The sequence below is a fragment of the Streptomyces sp. NPDC096323 genome (genome assembly GCF_040302845.1).
Classification (GTDB): Bacteria; Actinomycetota; Actinomycetes; order Streptomycetales; family Streptomycetaceae; genus Streptomyces.
Map to the genome: position 1 here is coordinate 211832 of NZ_JBEOSI010000009.1, position 14171 is coordinate 226002.

Genomic DNA, 14171 nt, shown 5'->3' on the forward strand with positions numbered 1-14171 from the left:
TTACCTCACCAGTCCTGGGGCTGTGCGGGCTCCCTGCGCTGCGAGTGGAACGAGGCCGGATCGGCGTGCGTGCCGAACCGGGGCACCTGGCGCCGGACCGGAATTCCGGGTGCCCGGTCTCCGTGGCCGGCCGCGGGGTCGTTCCAGTCCGGGGTGCCCATGACCACCAGGGGGTCGAACATCACGACGACGGCGGCCAGCACCAGGAAGCAGGCCGGGCCGATCAGCAGGGGGACGAGCAGCGCGGTGGCACTGTCGCCGGAACCGACCGGGGCGTCGGTGAGGGCGGCGGGGTGGAGGTGGACCCTGAGGGCGGCCATGCCGGTGTAGTGCATGCCGCTCACCGCGACACCCATCACGACGCTGGCGCCGAGGCTGGGCAGGAAGCCGTGGATGGAGACGGCGGCCCAGAGTGCGGCGGTCGAGGCGACCACGGCGATGACGACCGAGAGCGACACGGTGATCGTGTCGTACTCGAACTGCCCATCAAGTCGCATACCGGCCATGCCGAGGTAATGCATGGAGGCCACGCCGAGTCCGGTGATCGTTCCTCCCGTCACCAGCGCCATCGGGGTGGCGCCGCGGTACCCGACCAGGAAGATCCCGATACCGACCATGACGATCGCGACGGCGAGGCTGGCGAAGGTGATCGGCTTGTCGTAGCCGATCGGCACCTCTTCGACGGTGAATCCCACCATCGCGATGAAGTGCATCGTCCAGATCCCGGAGCCGATGGAGGTCGCGCCCAGAGCCAGCCAGCCGGCCTTGAAGGAGCGCTCGGTGCGCAGCGACCGGGTGGTGCAGCGCAGGCCCAGGGCCGCGCCGAGACAGGCCATGAGGAACGCGGCCACGGGGGTCACCGCTCCGTAGCCGAAACCGTCGATTGTGCCCTGCATGCGCATACGCCCTTTTCGCAGAAGCCCGGGTTCGGACGACCCTAAGGCGCAAGGCCCGGCAAACAAACAGAAGAGCTGCATTTTATCGACAGGGGCGGCAGTCCGTGACCCGGTCCCCGAGGTGCGTTCATGTGATGGCTACCCTTCACCTGTCCCGCGTTCCGGGACGGCTGGGACCCTCGGGTCGTCCGCACCTCAGACCCAAGGAGTTCCCGTGCGCGCAGGCGCCGCAACCGCCGCTGTCGCTGCCGCCGTCCTGCTGGGAGCCGGCACGTTGCTGCTGGCCACGACCACCGACGCACCGGTGGGGGGCTCAGCCGCCCGCCCCGCTGCGGTGGTCCGCCCGGCGGCGGCCGACGCCGCGGCCCGGACGGCGGGGGACCCGTCTCGGAACCGGGCGGGCGCTCCGCTCGTCATCGCCCACCGGGGCGCGTCGGCCTACGCGCCGGAGAACACGCTGGCGGCCGTGGACAAGGCCGACGGCCTGGGCTTCGACTGGGTCGAGAACGACGTCCAGCTGACCCGGGACGGCGTACTGGTCGTCATCCACGACACCGGCCTGAAACGGACAACGGACGCCGAGGAGGTCTTCCCCGACCGTGCGCCGTGGGCGGTCAAGGACTTCACGGCCGCCGAGATCGCCCGCCTTGACGCGGGCAGCTGGTTCGGTCCGCGGTACGCCGGGGCCCGGGTACCCACGCTCCAGCAGTATCTGCGGCGGATCGGACGCAACGACCAGAACCTCCTCCTGGAGATCAAGAGCCCCGAGATCTACCCCGGCATCGAGCGGGCGACCCTGCGGGTCCTGCGCCAGGAGGGGTGGCTCGACCGCGAGCACGTCCGCAGTCGTCTGGTGATCCAGAGCTTCGGCGCCGGCAGCGTGCGCAAGGTGCACGAGCAGCACCCGGACGTCATCACCGGCCTCCTCGGCACTCCGGCCGTCGCCGACCTCCCCTCGTACGCGGAGTTCACCGACCGGATCAACCCGTCGCACGCGGCGGTCTCGCGCGAGTACGTGGCGGCGGTGCACGCGCTGAAGGGTGCCCACGGCAAGCGGCTCCAGGTCAACACCTGGACGGTCAACGACGCGGCGCAGGCGCACCGGGTGGCCCGCTACGGCGTGGACGGCGTCATCACCAATGCCCCCGACGTGGTGCGCAAGGCCACCGGCTGACCGCTCGGGGAGCGCCGTGGCGCCGCCGCCGCCCGTTGTCAGTGGCCGCCCGTACGGTGGTTTCCATGAACAGCAACGGGGTTGTCGAGTGGGCCGTCGTCGACAGCGACATCGGGCCGCTCATGCTGGCCGCGACCGAAACGGGCCTGGTGACCGTGGTCTTCCACGCCCGGCCGGAGGTCCGGGACCGGGCGCTCGAGCGGTTGGCCGCCCGGCTCGGCGCGGAGCCCGTGGAGGCGCCCGGCTCCGCCCGCCTCGCCGAGCCGATACGCCAGCTCGCGGCGTACTTCGCGGGCACGCTGCGGGCGTTCTCGCTCGACCTGGACTGGTCGCTCACCAGCGGCTTCAACCGCCAGGTGCTGCGCGAGCTGGCGGCGGGCGTGCCGTACGGCGCGGTCGCGGGGTACGGAGACCTCGCCGGCCGGGTGGGCCAGCCGGGGGCGGCCCAGGCGGTCGGCGCCGCCATGGGGTCCAACCCGTTGCCCGTGGTGGTGCCCTGCCACCGGGTGGTGGAGAGCGACGGCGGGCTCGGCGGCTTCGGCGGCGGACTGGAGACCAAGCGGCAACTGCTCGCCCTGGAGGGCGTGCTGCCGCAGCCGTTGTTCTGATGTCCTGACCCGGACGAAGAAAAGGGCCGGCCTGTGTTTCGACCCGGACGAAGAAAAGGGCCGGCCTGTGCTCCGACCAGGACGAAGGAGAGGCCCGGCGGCGCCTGCCCACTCCCCCGTCCCGGCGCGCCCACCACCGCACCCGCGCCCCCGCACGCTCGGTTCCGTGTCTCCGGGCCGCCTGGCACACTGCGTCGGTGACCAACACCCTCGACGCTCCTGACACCCCCGGACCGGGTCCGGTCAAGGGCGTCACCACTGCCGACCTGCCCGCTCTACGGCGCAGGACGCTCCCCGTGCTCATCGCCAGCCAGATACTCGGCGGCCTCGGCGTGCCCATCGGCATCGCCCTGGCCCCGGTGCTGGCGACGCAGGTCAGCGGCTCCGAAGCGCTGTCGGGCCTCGCGCCGACCGCGTCGGTAACCGGCACGGCCCTGCTGTCGCTGCCGCTGGCCGCGCTGATGACCTCGCGCGGCCGCCGCCCCGGACTCGTGCTGGCGTATCTGATCGGCGCCCTGGGCGCGGGTCTCGTGGTGCTGGCGACCGTGGTGGAGAGCTTCCCGCTGCTGCTGCTCGGCATGGCCGGGTTCGGCGCCGGTTCCTCGGCCAACCTTCAGGCCAGGTTCGCCGCCGCCGATCTGGCCGAGCCCGACCGGCGTGGGCGGGCGATCTCGACCGTCATCTGGGCGACCACCATCGGCTCGGTGCTCGGGCCCAACATCGCGGCCCCGGCCGGCCGCGTCTTCCGGGGCACCGCCGTCTCGGAGACGGCCGGCCCGTTCGTCTGGGCGGCCGGCATCTTCCTGCTCGCCGCCGTCGTGGTCGCGGCGCTGCTGCGCCCCGACCCCCTTCTCACCGCGCGCGCCCTGGCCCCGCAGGAGAGCCGGTCGGGCGGGGGCCGTTCGCTGCGCGCGGGTGTCGCGGCCGTGCGGGCCTCGCCCATGGCCCGGCTGGCGCTGGTGACCGTCACGGTCTCGCACACCGCGATGGTCTCGATCATGGTGATGACGCCGGTCGACCTCGGCCACCACGGTGCGGACCTCCAGCTGATCGGCCTCGTGATCAGCGGCCACATCGCAGGGATGTACGCGTTCTCCCCGGTGATGGGCTGGCTGGCGGACCGCTTCGGCCGCCTCACCGTCATCGGGCTGGCCGCCGGGCTGCTCGCCCTCGCCGCCCTCCTCGCGGGCACCGCGGGCTCCGCGCACGGCAGAACCGCGGCCGGCCTGTTCGTGCTCGGGCTCGGCTGGTCCGCGGGACTGGTCGCGGGTTCGGCGCTGCTCACCGACTCCGTACCGCAGGCCGCACGCGCCGCGGTGCAGGGGCTGTCCGACCTCGCCATGAACGCGTCCGCGGGAATCGGCGGGGCGGTCGCCGGAGTGATCGTCTCCCAGGCCGGCTACGGCTGGCTCAACGCGGCCGGCGCATGCCTGCTGCTGCCGATGGCGGCGCTGGCCCTGCGCCGGACCCTCGCCGGCCGCGCCACGTCCTGACCCGGTCCCGCGATCAGTTGTGCTCACGGCCGGTCACCTCAGCCGCTGCCCACGGACGTCTCGCCACCAGGACGCCGGACCGCGCACGAGACCGGCCGCCCCCGGGGAGCGCACGTTTGAGTGCGACCCCTGCGCGACAGGGATGTGGACATGTCACTCACTGAGCCGTTCCACACCGCCCCCCTCGCTCCGGTTCTCTCCGCGGAGGTACGGGAGGCCCTCGCCGCGCGCCGCCCCGTCGTCGCTCTGGAGTCGACGATCATCGCCCACGGCCTGCCCCGCCCCCGCAATCTGCGCGTCGCCGAGGAGCTGGAGGACATCGTGCGGTCGGCCGGTGCCGTGCCCGCCACGGTCGCCGTGCTGGACGGCAGCGCCCGGGTCGGCCTGGACAAGGCCCAGCTGGAACGGGTCGCCGAGGACCCGGCGATGCGCAAGCTGGGGCACCGGGACCTCGCGCCGGCACTGGCGACGGGCGCGAGCGGGGCGACGACGGTGTCGGCGACCGCGTTCCTCGCCGCGCGGGCGGGCCTGCGCGTCTTCGCGACCGGCGGGCTCGGCGGAGTGCACCGGGACTGGACCGAGACGCAGGACGAGTCCGCGGATCTGCGGCTGCTGGCGCGGACGCGCATCACCGTGGTCTGCGCGGGAGTGAAGTCGATCCTGGACGTGCCCGCCACGCTGCAGCGCCTGGAGACACTCGGGGTGGGAGTGCTCGGTTACGGCACCGACCGGTTCCCCGGCTTCTATCTGAGCAGTTCGGGCGAGCCGGTCGACTGGACCGTGCGCTCGCCCGAGGAGGTCGCCGGGGTGATGGAGGCGCAGGACGCGCTCGGCGGCCCCGAGGCCGCGCTGATCGTGGCCAACCCCGTACCGCGGGACGAGCAGCTCGATCCCGTCCTGCACGACCGGGTGCTGGCCCAGGCGCTGGAGGCGTGCCGGGAGCGCGGCATCGCCGGGCAGGCCGTCACGCCGTATCTGCTCGACCAGCTGATGCGGGGCACAGAAGGCGCCTCGCTGGAGGCCAATCTGGCGGCCGTCCGCGGCAACGTGGCACTCGCCGGACGGATCGCCGCCGCCTGGGCCGTCCGGTGACCGGCGGCCTTCTCGTCGTCGGGGACGTGGTGACGGACGTGGTGGCCCGGCACGGCTCGGCACTGGTCCACGGCACGGACACGGCGGCCAGGATCCGGACGCGGGCCGGCGGCGCGGGGGCCAACGTGTGCTGCTGGGCGGCACGTTCGGGCTGCCGCGACGTGCGGCTGGTGGCCCGTGTGGGCGCCGACTCCGCCGACTGGCACCAGGACCTGCTCCGGCGCGCGGGAGTGCGCGCGCTGCTGGCCGTGGACGACGACGCACCGACGGGCACCGTCGTCGCGCTCGTCGATCCGTCCGCCGAGCGCACCTTCCTCAGCGACGGCGGGGCGGTGCTGCGGCTCTCCCCCGACGACTGGTCGCCCTGGATGCTCGACGGCATCGCCCACCTCCATCTGTCCGGCTACCTGCTCTTCGCCGCGACCAGCCGTACGACGGCCCTGCTCGCCCTCCGGGAGGCCCGGCGGCGGAACGTTCCGGTGAGCATCGACCCGGCGTCGGCCGGATTCCTCGCCGAGCTGGGCGTCGACCGGTTCCTGGCCCTGACCGAGGGCGCGGATCTCCTGCTCCCCAACGCCGACGAGGCCCGGCTGCTCACCGGGCTGCCCGAACCTGCCGACGCCGCCGCCAAGCTGAGCCTGCTGGTCCGTCAGGTCGCGGTCACCCTGGGCGAGGACGGCGCCCTGCTGGCCACCGCGGGGGCGGTGACGGCCCGCATTCCTGCCGGACCCGTGCCCGCGGCCGTGGACTCCACGGGGGCCGGCGACGCGTTCACCGGGGGCTTCCTGGCCGCCCGGCTGGCGGGCGCCGACGACGCGACGGCCGTGGCGGCGGGGTGCCGGGCGGGGGCGGAGGCCGTCACGACCGTGGGAGGGCGACCACCCCTGCCCGCCGGATAGCGACGGCGCGGCACGGACTACCGGGTCCCGCGCCTACCCGTCGTGCCGCAGCCCCGTCCAGGCGGGGTGGTGCGGATCGTCGGCCCTGACGACCGCGTTCGCGCTGCCGGCGGGCGCCACCTCGTCCTCGTACCGGGCGAAGGCGGGCAGGGTCCACTGCTCGTCCTCCCGCGTACGCCGCCGCAGCGCGGCCGCCGACAGCCTCAGGTGGACGCTCAGGTCGAACGGAAACCAGTGCCCCAGCAGCAACGGGCCGTGCAGAACCAGCACTCCGCCCTCCGGCAGGTGCCGGTACGGGCTCCGCGTGGCCCGGTCCGTCACCGGGTCCCACAGATCGGGCAGCACCCGGCCGCTGCCACCCGGCTCGAGCGGACCGAACACCTCGCGCCACAGCGCCCCGGTGTCGAACCAGCTGCCGTAGTACGAGTCGGGGTCCCGCCTGCCGTACTCGTAGCGCAGACTGGCCGGCCGCAGAAACCCCGCGGTGGACACCGGAAGTACCGCCCGGCCGAGCAGTCGCAGCCTCTCGGCGACGGACTCGGCCAGCTCGCCGGTACGGGCGGCAGGGGCGCCGTCGACGGCGATCTTCAGCCAGGGCCCGCCGTCAGCCGGCTTCAGGGCGTCGGCGTGCGCGGCGAGCTCGTCCGCCAGCCGTTCCCAGGTGATCGCTTCGAATCGCACGTGACCATCCTGCTCCCCCGCTGGCGGAAATCCGCAGCCCGCAGCGGTCCCGCCCGTTACGGTCCTGCCCATGGATCTCGAATTCGCCCGCACGTTCGCCACTGCATGGCAGGAGGACTGGAACTCCCACGACCTCGAACGCATCCTGGCGCACTACCACGAGGACGTGACCTTCAGCTCCCCCATGATCGCCCGGTTCACCGGCGACGCCTCGGGCACGGTCCGCGGCAAGAGCGCGCTGCGCGCCTACTGGGCACGGGGCCTGGAGCTCATCCCCGACCTCGAGTTCGAGGTGATGGAGGTGCGGGTGGGCGTCGACACGCTGGTGATCGACTACCGCAATCAGATCGGCGGCCGGGTGTACGAGGTGCTGACCTTCCGCGACGGCCTCGTGAGCTCCGGCCTCGGCGCGTACGGGGAGACACTCGCCCGCTGACGGTCGGCGCCCGTCGGCCGGGGGCCGGCGGGGGCGCCAGAGGGCGGGTGCCACGCTCTACTTCTTCCTGCCGCAGTCCACCGCGTCGGCGTCGTCGGAGAGTGGGCTGCCCTCGGGCAGCAGATAGGTCACCCACAGGACGACGGGCTCGCTGCCCAGGTTTCGGCCGATGTGGCGGTGCTTCGCGCCGGACGGCTCGATGAAGGACGTGCCCTCGGGGGTCACCTCGACCGTGCAGTCGTCCAGAGTGCGGGTCAGCGTCCCGGACTTGACGACGGCGATCAGCTGGCCGCGGTGGGTGTGCCAGCCGGTGGAGCCTCCCGGCTCGACGGTGATCGTCCGGAAAGTGACGTCGGTGCGCCCGTTCGGCGTCTTGACCTTCAGCTTCCCCGGCGAGGTGCCTACCGCGACCACCGTGCCGCTCACCCCGCTGCCGGGGGTGGCGACGGCCGCTGCCGGTACGAAGGCGAGCGCGGCCACGCAGCCCCCGATGACCAGCGCCTTGCTCAGCCGCCCCTCACGCCCCGACAACCTCTGGCGGCCCTGCCGCGACTGCCGCTCCAACTGTCTGCCGAATCTCACGGGTGACTCCTGTCTCTCGGTGTCCCGGACATCCCAAATGCCCCGACGCTACCCAGAAGTTGACCGCACGAATCGCGCCATCGAGACACCATCGCGCCTGTCAGGCGCCGCGTAGCTCCGCCGCCAGCGGCCCGTCGCCGGTCACCTCGATCCGCCCGTCCTTCACGGCCTCGGCGAACGTCAGTTCACCGCGCCCCAGCGCGAGACAGAGTTCGGCATCGAGAACGATGCGCGCGTCGGCGCGGGCGGCCGGCCCGTCCCCGTACACCGGTTTACCCGCCACCGGCTTCCCCGTACGGACATGGAACTCGCCCTCGTCCAGGCGCACATCGACCACCCCGTCGGCGTCCGGTCCGCCGGCCCCGTCCAGCGCGCGCAGCAGCGGAAGGGCGAACCAGTGCGCCCGGACCGCGTCCGTGGGCCGTCGCTCCACGAGGGCCGGCGCGCCCCACTCGGCGAGCGCCGCGAGGACGGGCAGCAGGCCGTGTCCCCGCTCGGTGAGTTCGTACACCGTGGCGGCGGCGGGCGGCGGCAGCCGGCGACGGGTGACCAGCGCGCCCTGCTCCATGTCCTTGAGCCGGGAGGCCAGGACATCCGTGCTGACTCCGGGGAGATCGGCGTGCAGGTCGGTGTAGCGGCGGGGACCGGCCAGCAGTTCACGGACGATCAGCAGGGTCCACCGGTCGCCGACCGCGTCCAGCGCCCGGGCGCCGGCGCAGAACTGGTCGTAACTCCGGCGTCGGACCGGGCGGGTTGCGGGCTGTTGCTGACGTGGCATGCGACGCAGTCTAGACATGTTGTTGGACTTTCCAAGCCCAAGCTTGGTAAAACCAAGTATCGCAATCGGGTCGGGGAGGCACCGCATGGAATTCCGCCAGTCCAGCAAGCTCAACGAGGTCTGTTACGAGATCCGGGGCCCGGTCATCGAGCAGGCCAACGCCCTGGAGGAGGCGGGCCACAGCGTGCTGCGGCTCAACACGGGCAATCCGGCACTGTTCGGCTTCGAGGCGCCGGAGGAGATCGTCCAGGACATGATCCGGATGCTCCCGCAGGCCCACGGCTACACGGACTCGCGCGGCATCCTGTCCGCCCGCCGCGCCGTCGCGCAGCGCTACCAGGCGATGGGACTCACCGAGGTCGGCGTCGACGACATCTTCCTCGGCAACGGCGTCTCCGAGCTCATCTCCATGGCGGTGCAGGGGCTGCTGGAGGACGGCGACGAGGTACTGATCCCCTCCCCCGACTATCCGCTGTGGACCGCGGTGACGACGCTGGCCGGCGGCAAGGCCGTGCACTACGTGTGCGACGAGGCCTCGGACTGGAACCCCGACATCGCCGACATGGCATCGAAGATCACCGACCGCACCCGGGCCGTCGTGATCATCAACCCCAACAACCCGACCGGTGCCGTCTACCCGCGCGACGTACTGGAGTCCATCCTCGACCTGGCCCGCCGGCACGGCCTGATGGTGTTCGCCGACGAGATCTACGACCAGATCCTGTACGACGACGCCGAGCACCACAGCGTGGCCACCCTCGCCCCCGACCTGGTCTGCCTCACCTTCAGCGGGCTCTCGAAGACGTATCGCGTGGCCGGGTTCCGCTCGGGCTGGATGGTGGTCTCGGGCCCCAAGCAGCACGCCCGCAGCTATCTGGAGGGGCTGACCATGCTCGCCTCCATGCGGCTGTGCCCCAACGCCCCGGCGCAGTACGCCATCCAGGCCGCACTCGGCGGCCGTCAGTCGATCCGGGATCTCGTGGTGCCCGGGGGCAGGCTGTACGAGCAGCGCAACCGCGCCTGGGAGAAGCTGAACGAGATCCCCGGGGTGTCGTGCGTGAAGCCGAAGGGCGCGCTGTACGCCTTCCCGCGCATCGACCCGAAGGTGCATCGAATCGTCGACGACGAGAAGTTCGTCCTGGACCTGCTGCTGCGGGAGAAGATCCAGGTCGTCCAGGGTACGGGCTTCAACTGGCCGCGACCCGACCACTTCCGGATCCTGACCCTCCCGTACGCTGACGATCTTGACGCGGCGATCAGCCGCATCGGCCGCTTCCTGGCGGGCTACCGACAGTGAGCGGCCGCCGGCGATGAACGGATCCGATCGATCGTGAGCTGTCCCACCTGCCAGGTCCCCGTGCACACCCAGTTCGCCTCGTTCGACCTCGTGGGACCGATCGTCGAGGACGGGCTCGACCCGGCGTCCGACCCCGCCTGGGCGGACTCGGGCGCGAACTCACCGGCTGAGTACGCACGCTGGGCAGGGCATCTGTGCGGGATGACCTGCCTGCGCATGGCGCTCGGCACCGACGCCCCGCCCCTCTTCGCGCTGCGGGACGGAGCGCTGGGGTACGGCGCGTACACGGAGGACGGCGACGGCACGATCCGGGGTCTCGTCTACGCGCCCTTCGCCGCCTACGTACGCGAGAAGCACGGTCTGGAGGCCGCGGTCCACCGGCATCTCGCACCGGCGGAGATCCTGGACCTGCTGGACGAGGGCCGGTCCGTCATGGCGTCGGTGCACTACGCGATCCGCCACCCGCAACGGCCGGCGCCGGGACGCGGCGGGCACCTGGTGCTCCTGACCTCCCGCACGGCCGACGGGACGGGCGTCCACTTCCACAACCCGTCCGGCACGTCGGCCGCGACCCGGGCGGCCGAGCTGCCGCTGGCCGAGTTCGAGCGCTTCTTCGCGGGACGCGGGGTGTCCCTGCGGGCGGCGGGGTGATGCGGGGTGACGGGGGAGCCCGCGAACGGGAGCGGGCCCGGGGGCGTAGCCGGCCCCCGAGCCCTGTGATTGCCGCCTGTACGGCACGCCGGCACTTTTAAAGGTCCCGTGTCAGTCTGATGTCGCCGCGTCCTGCCTTTAGACGACCGCGGATCGTAGCTCCACGGGCCGGAGTCGAACCGGCATCTCGACGCGCACGGGCACGGGCCCGGTTGATCCGGCGATAGGCGGCGCATGCTGAGTCTGGAGCAAGAGTCTGAGATTGATCGCGGCCTGCCTCTGCCAGTTGGGCTACCCCGGCCCGCGTCCGTACGGAAGATACGGAAGGTAGGGAAGTGCCGGGGGGAGGACTCGAACCTCCACTTGAACCGCGTCGTCACGACAAACTTCAGTTTCAGCTTTGCGCTCCTCGCGCACCCCGGCGACGTTGACCGCCGCCGGGGATTCCATGGTCGGTCACCTCATCCGAAGAGGTAACCGAAGACCGCGTCACCCACCCGCTGGTCCGTGACGTCCACGCCGTTGGCCTCCTCGCGGGCGAACTTGACGGCCTGCTGAAGCTTCTCCACCCGGTCGAGCAGTTCGTTGATCCGCCGCGCGGGCAGCGCCCCGGAGAACTTCACCGTCGTCCAGTAGCCGATCGGAATGTCCTCGTAGTACACCTCGACCTGCGCCGGGTGCTTCTCGGTGGCCTCCGCCTTCACGTGGTTGCGGGGCACCTTCTTCGTGCGCAGGGTCCGCACCGGCTCCGTCTTCCAGGAGTCGGTGGACGGGTCCTGGGTCCATGCCTCGGAGGCGTCGAGCACCGGGAGCTTGCGGACGAAGGTGTTGATATCGGTGAGCTGCTTCTCCAGGAAGAGCAGATACGACACCGGCACGTCGCTCACCAGGACGCGTCCGTCGACCGAGACATCGGCGCGGGCCGCGCAGTTCGCCCAGTCCTTCGTGGCGGTCACGTCGAAGAGGCGGGTGAGGGTCGCTGCGGTCTCCCGCAGCACGTCCTCGGCCTTGATCTGCACCAGGGTCGACTCGGGCGGCAACTGCTCGCCCTCCTCGTCCTTCGGCTGGTACGTCCGGGAGATGCCGGCCAGCAGTCCGGCCTTCTGGAGGCCGTGATGCGCCGCCGTCAGGTCCTGGTGAGCCTTGGACTTGACGCCCTTCTCCACTGCGATGATCTGATTGAGTTTCGCCACGTCCAGGAAGCTAGCAACAGCAACACACGGCGCACCAGCGGTTTTTGCCGCACTCAGCGCGCCCGACCACGCCGATGCGCCGGTGCGCGCCCGCCCGTTCGGGTGGATTGCTCGCGCGGCCCATGTTCCTCCGCTGTCCGGCGGGGGCGGCTTGCGACAGTGAGCCCCGCGCGTACGCGCCCCTCCCCCGCTCCTGGAACGAAGGGCCTGCCCATGTCCCGCCTCTCCCGCTCCGCCGGCGCGAGCAGCCCGGCCGCTCCCGACCGCCCCGGGTCCACGGACGTCCGCCCGCGCCCGAGGCGTCGGGCCGCGCTCGCGGCCGCCGCGGCCTGTCTGGCGACCCTGGCCGTGGGCACGCCCGTCGCGTACGCCACGCTGGGTGCGGACTCGTCCGGCGGTCCCGGGCCGGCGGCAGCTGCTGCGACGCGGGGCAAGAACTACATCGAGACGCGGCTCCTCTTCGGCACCGAACGTCCTGACGGCGGGCCGGATGTGACCGACGGACAGTTCCTGGACTTCATCGACGCCGAAGTCACCCCGCGCTTCCCCAACGGGCTGACGATCCAGGACGGCCGGGGGCAGTGGCGGGATTCCCACGGAGTCATCGAGCGGGAGCGCAGCTACGAACTGACGCTGCTCTATCCGGCGTCCGAGGCCCGGCTGCGCGATCCGCAGATCGAGCGGATCCGCGACGCCTACGAGAAGGCGTACGCCCAGGACTCGGTGGCACGCCTGGAGGAGCGAACAACGGCCGACTTCTGACGCGGGGGCGGGGGCGCCGCCTCAGGCGGTCACCGCCGTACGCCGTCCGGCCAGGACGCGGGCCGCCGCGTGCACGCCCACCACGGCCACCGGCAGGAACGCCGCCCCGGCGGCCAGGGCCCGGCCCCCGCCTGCCGGGACGCCCGCCGCTCGCAGCCGGTGCAGCGCCCAGAGCGAGTACGGGATGACGACGGTCGGGCGACGTGGCCACCCCCGGGGTGTAGCCGCCGTACGCCGCCGACTGCGCCAGGTGCACCACGCCGTGCAGTCCGAAACCGACGAGGACGGCGCCGAAGAACGGACTGCGTCCGCCGGTGCGCGCGCCGTCCGCAGCCGCCGCGATGACGGCGCCCATGAGGCCGATAGCCGTGTTCACCTCTCGCTGCGAGAGGTCCGCACGCTGCCACATACGGTCGGGCACCCATGGCAATCGCTTCCTCAGTTTCGGCCGGGCTGTCCGGAGCCAGCCCGCCATGGTGGCGATCTCCTCCAGGTCGTTGGCCGCCCAGGCCGCCAGCAGCCCCCAGGTCACCCCTCCGGAAACCTTCTCCCCCGTCATCGCAAGCCCTTCCGCCGCATGTTGCTACGACCGCACTCCGCAGCCGGGCGACCAGCCTATAATGCAACGCAACGTTGTGTTGCATTTCTTTGGAGCCGCCCGATGCCCGACCCGACCTCGCACCCTCACTCCGGCAAGGGCCCCCGCGCAGCCGAGGCGATCTTCGACGCCACGCTGCGTCTGCTCGCCGAACGTGGCTACTCCGGACTCACCATCGAGGCCGTCGCCCAGGAAGCCGGGGTCAACAAGACGACGATCTACCGCTGGTGGCCCTCGAAGGCGCCGCTGCTGCGGGCCGCGCTGCTCCGGGCACGGGTCCTGGAGATCGGCATTCCCGACACCGGCACGTTGCGCGGGGATCTGATCGCCCTGGCGGAACAGGTCATCGCCCTGGTCACCGGGGTGCGTACCCGGTCCGTCGTGCGGGCCGTGACCTCGGGGTCGGGCCTGCCGGACGACGAACTCGCCTCGCTCACCCGCGAATTCTTCGCCGACCGGTTCTCCCGTGAGCAGCCGGTGTTCGCCCGCGCCGCCGCTCGCGGCGAACTTCCCGCGGGCATCGACCCGATGCTGCTGCTCGACCTGATCGCCGGAGCCGTGTGGATGCGGGCACTGTTGCGGAGCGAGCCCGTTCCGCCGGGTTTCGCCGCTGCCGCGGTCGACGCCGTGCTGCCCGCCCGCAGCGGTTCCTGAGCACGTCGGGTACTGTTCCGCGGCCGGGTGCCGGGGCACCGGGCGCCGAACAGTGGGGAGCAGCCGCATGGGCACGCCGATACGTCACTTCACCGCGACGACCGAGCAGGGGCAGGTCTTCACGGTCAACATGGAGCGGGATTTGCGGTACGACCCGTACCGGGACTTCCTCGTCTGCACGCACTGCGACTGGTCGCCGTCGCTCCTGACGACGCGGCGGATCCTCGACATGGCCGGTGAGCACCTTGCGTCCGCCCATGGTGCCGGCCGGGGGCTGGCGCAGCAGGACAACGAGTCGTTCCGCAAGGCGCGGTTGATCATGCTGCCGGTCGTCGCCGTCCTGCTGATCGGTCTGCTGATCTTCCTGAACAGCTGAA

The 14171-nt window shown here is 72.0% G+C and carries 16 protein-coding genes, 1 tRNA gene and 1 pseudogene; 11 read left to right on the plus strand and 7 right to left on the minus strand.

Annotated features, from left to right (window positions below):
• Positions 1-5: 5 nt before the first annotated feature.
• A complete protein-coding gene (locus ABTX18_RS25305) occupies positions 6-896 on the minus strand; it encodes an MHYT domain-containing protein (RefSeq protein WP_352125031.1) in 891 nt (296 codons plus the stop codon).
• Positions 897-1110: 214 nt separating this feature from the next.
• Here ABTX18_RS25305 and ABTX18_RS25310 point away from each other — a divergent pair, with 214 nt between their 5' ends.
• The 5 genes from ABTX18_RS25310 (at position 1111) to ABTX18_RS25330 (ending at position 6162) form a co-directional block, all read left to right on the plus strand.
• A complete protein-coding gene (locus tag ABTX18_RS25310) occupies positions 1111-2070 on the plus strand; it encodes a glycerophosphodiester phosphodiesterase (protein WP_352125032.1) in 960 nt (319 codons plus the stop codon).
• Between the two features lie 65 nt (positions 2071-2135).
• Positions 2136-2678 carry a methylated-DNA--[protein]-cysteine S-methyltransferase gene (locus ABTX18_RS25315; protein ID WP_352125033.1) on the plus strand — a complete coding sequence of 181 codons (543 nt, stop codon included), beginning with the start codon at positions 2136-2138 and terminating at the stop codon, positions 2676-2678.
• A 197-nt stretch (positions 2679-2875) separates the two neighbouring features.
• Positions 2876-4171 carry an MFS transporter gene (locus ABTX18_RS25320; protein ID WP_352125034.1) on the plus strand — a complete coding sequence of 432 codons (1296 nt, stop codon included), beginning with the start codon at positions 2876-2878 and terminating at the stop codon, positions 4169-4171.
• Between the two features lie 150 nt (positions 4172-4321).
• The gene (locus tag ABTX18_RS25325) at positions 4322-5263 is read left to right on the plus strand and encodes a pseudouridine-5'-phosphate glycosidase (RefSeq protein WP_352125035.1); all 942 of its coding nucleotides are present in this window, start codon (positions 4322-4324) and stop codon (positions 5261-5263) included.
• The gene (locus tag ABTX18_RS25330) at positions 5260-6162 is read left to right on the plus strand and encodes a carbohydrate kinase family protein (RefSeq protein WP_352125036.1); all 903 of its coding nucleotides are present in this window, start codon (positions 5260-5262) and stop codon (positions 6160-6162) included. Before ABTX18_RS25325 ends, ABTX18_RS25330 begins: the two co-directional genes overlap by 4 nt.
• A gap of 33 nt (positions 6163-6195) precedes the next feature.
• Here the strand turns inward: ABTX18_RS25330 and ABTX18_RS25335 are convergent, their stop codons facing one another.
• On the minus strand, positions 6196-6843 hold the full coding sequence (locus ABTX18_RS25335) for a nucleoside/nucleotide kinase family protein (protein WP_352125037.1): 648 nt from the start codon (positions 6841-6843) through the stop codon (positions 6196-6198).
• A gap of 70 nt (positions 6844-6913) precedes the next feature.
• Between ABTX18_RS25335 and ABTX18_RS25340 the strand changes: the two genes are divergently transcribed.
• Positions 6914-7279 carry a nuclear transport factor 2 family protein gene (locus tag ABTX18_RS25340; RefSeq protein WP_352125038.1) on the plus strand — a complete coding sequence of 122 codons (366 nt, stop codon included), beginning with the start codon at positions 6914-6916 and terminating at the stop codon, positions 7277-7279.
• 57 nt (positions 7280-7336) lie between these two features.
• Here ABTX18_RS25340 and ABTX18_RS25345 read toward each other — a convergent pair whose 3' ends face one another.
• Both ABTX18_RS25345 and ABTX18_RS25350 read right to left on the minus strand, forming a co-directional pair.
• Positions 7337-7861, minus strand: a complete 525-nt coding sequence (locus ABTX18_RS25345) for a cupin domain-containing protein (protein ID WP_352125039.1) — start codon at positions 7859-7861, stop codon at positions 7337-7339.
• A gap of 100 nt (positions 7862-7961) precedes the next feature.
• The gene (locus ABTX18_RS25350; protein WP_352125040.1) at positions 7962-8639 is read right to left on the minus strand and encodes a winged helix-turn-helix transcriptional regulator; all 678 of its coding nucleotides are present in this window, start codon (positions 8637-8639) and stop codon (positions 7962-7964) included.
• 85 nt (positions 8640-8724) lie between these two features.
• Between ABTX18_RS25350 and ABTX18_RS25355 the strand changes: the two genes are divergently transcribed.
• Both ABTX18_RS25355 and ABTX18_RS25360 read left to right on the plus strand, forming a co-directional pair.
• Positions 8725-9936: a pyridoxal phosphate-dependent aminotransferase gene (locus tag ABTX18_RS25355; RefSeq protein WP_352125041.1), complete on the plus strand. Its 1212-nt coding sequence runs from the start codon at positions 8725-8727 to the stop codon at positions 9934-9936.
• A 33-nt stretch (positions 9937-9969) separates the two neighbouring features.
• Positions 9970-10587: a cysteine peptidase family C39 domain-containing protein gene (locus ABTX18_RS25360; protein ID WP_352125042.1), complete on the plus strand. Its 618-nt coding sequence runs from the start codon at positions 9970-9972 to the stop codon at positions 10585-10587.
• 336 nt (positions 10588-10923) lie between these two features.
• On the opposite strand, the gene ABTX18_RS25365 is transcribed toward ABTX18_RS25360, so the two are convergent.
• Both ABTX18_RS25365 and ABTX18_RS25370 read right to left on the minus strand, forming a co-directional pair.
• A tRNA-OTHER gene (locus ABTX18_RS25365) sits at positions 10924-11010 on the minus strand.
• A 38-nt stretch (positions 11011-11048) separates the two neighbouring features.
• A complete protein-coding gene (locus ABTX18_RS25370) occupies positions 11049-11780 on the minus strand; it encodes a DUF7873 family protein (RefSeq protein ID WP_136328681.1) in 732 nt (243 codons plus the stop codon).
• Between the two features lie 213 nt (positions 11781-11993).
• Between ABTX18_RS25370 and ABTX18_RS25375 the strand changes: the two genes are divergently transcribed.
• Positions 11994-12542 carry a DUF3574 domain-containing protein gene (locus ABTX18_RS25375; protein ID WP_352125043.1) on the plus strand — a complete coding sequence of 183 codons (549 nt, stop codon included), beginning with the start codon at positions 11994-11996 and terminating at the stop codon, positions 12540-12542.
• 21 nt (positions 12543-12563) lie between these two features.
• Here the strand turns inward: ABTX18_RS25375 and ABTX18_RS35880 are convergent.
• A pseudogene (locus tag ABTX18_RS35880) lies at positions 12564-13101 on the minus strand (HXXEE domain-containing protein).
• 102 nt (positions 13102-13203) lie between these two features.
• Here ABTX18_RS35880 and ABTX18_RS25385 point away from each other — a divergent pair.
• Both ABTX18_RS25385 and ABTX18_RS25390 read left to right on the plus strand, forming a co-directional pair.
• Positions 13204-13794, plus strand: a complete 591-nt coding sequence (locus tag ABTX18_RS25385; protein WP_352125044.1) for a TetR/AcrR family transcriptional regulator — start codon at positions 13204-13206, stop codon at positions 13792-13794.
• 67 nt (positions 13795-13861) lie between these two features.
• Positions 13862-14170: a hypothetical protein gene (locus ABTX18_RS25390; RefSeq protein ID WP_352125045.1), complete on the plus strand. Its 309-nt coding sequence runs from the start codon at positions 13862-13864 to the stop codon at positions 14168-14170.
• Position 14171 lies beyond the last annotated feature (1 nt).

Excerpts from the sequence above, each read along its gene's own strand:
- ABTX18_RS25390 (WP_352125045.1), top strand. The coding sequence starts at position 13,862 with ATGGGCACGCCGATACGTCACTTCACCGCGACGACCGAGCAGGGGCAG.
- ABTX18_RS25355 (WP_352125041.1), top strand. The coding sequence starts at position 8,725 with ATGGAATTCCGCCAGTCCAGCAAGCTCAACGAGGTCTGTTACGAGATC.
- ABTX18_RS25340 (WP_352125038.1), top strand. The coding sequence starts at position 6,914 with ATGGATCTCGAATTCGCCCGCACGTTCGCCACTGCATGGCAGGAGGAC.
- ABTX18_RS25350 (WP_352125040.1), bottom strand. The coding sequence starts at position 8,639 with ATGCCACGTCAGCAACAGCCCGCAACCCGCCCGGTCCGACGCCGGAGT.
- ABTX18_RS25305 (WP_352125031.1), bottom strand. The coding sequence starts at position 896 with ATGCAGGGCACAATCGACGGTTTCGGCTACGGAGCGGTGACCCCCGTG.
- ABTX18_RS25385 (WP_352125044.1), top strand. The coding sequence starts at position 13,204 with ATGCCCGACCCGACCTCGCACCCTCACTCCGGCAAGGGCCCCCGCGCA.
- ABTX18_RS25315 (WP_352125033.1), top strand. The coding sequence starts at position 2,136 with ATGAACAGCAACGGGGTTGTCGAGTGGGCCGTCGTCGACAGCGACATC.
- ABTX18_RS25325 (WP_352125035.1), top strand. The coding sequence starts at position 4,322 with ATGTCACTCACTGAGCCGTTCCACACCGCCCCCCTCGCTCCGGTTCTC.
- ABTX18_RS25375 (WP_352125043.1), top strand. The coding sequence starts at position 11,994 with ATGTCCCGCCTCTCCCGCTCCGCCGGCGCGAGCAGCCCGGCCGCTCCC.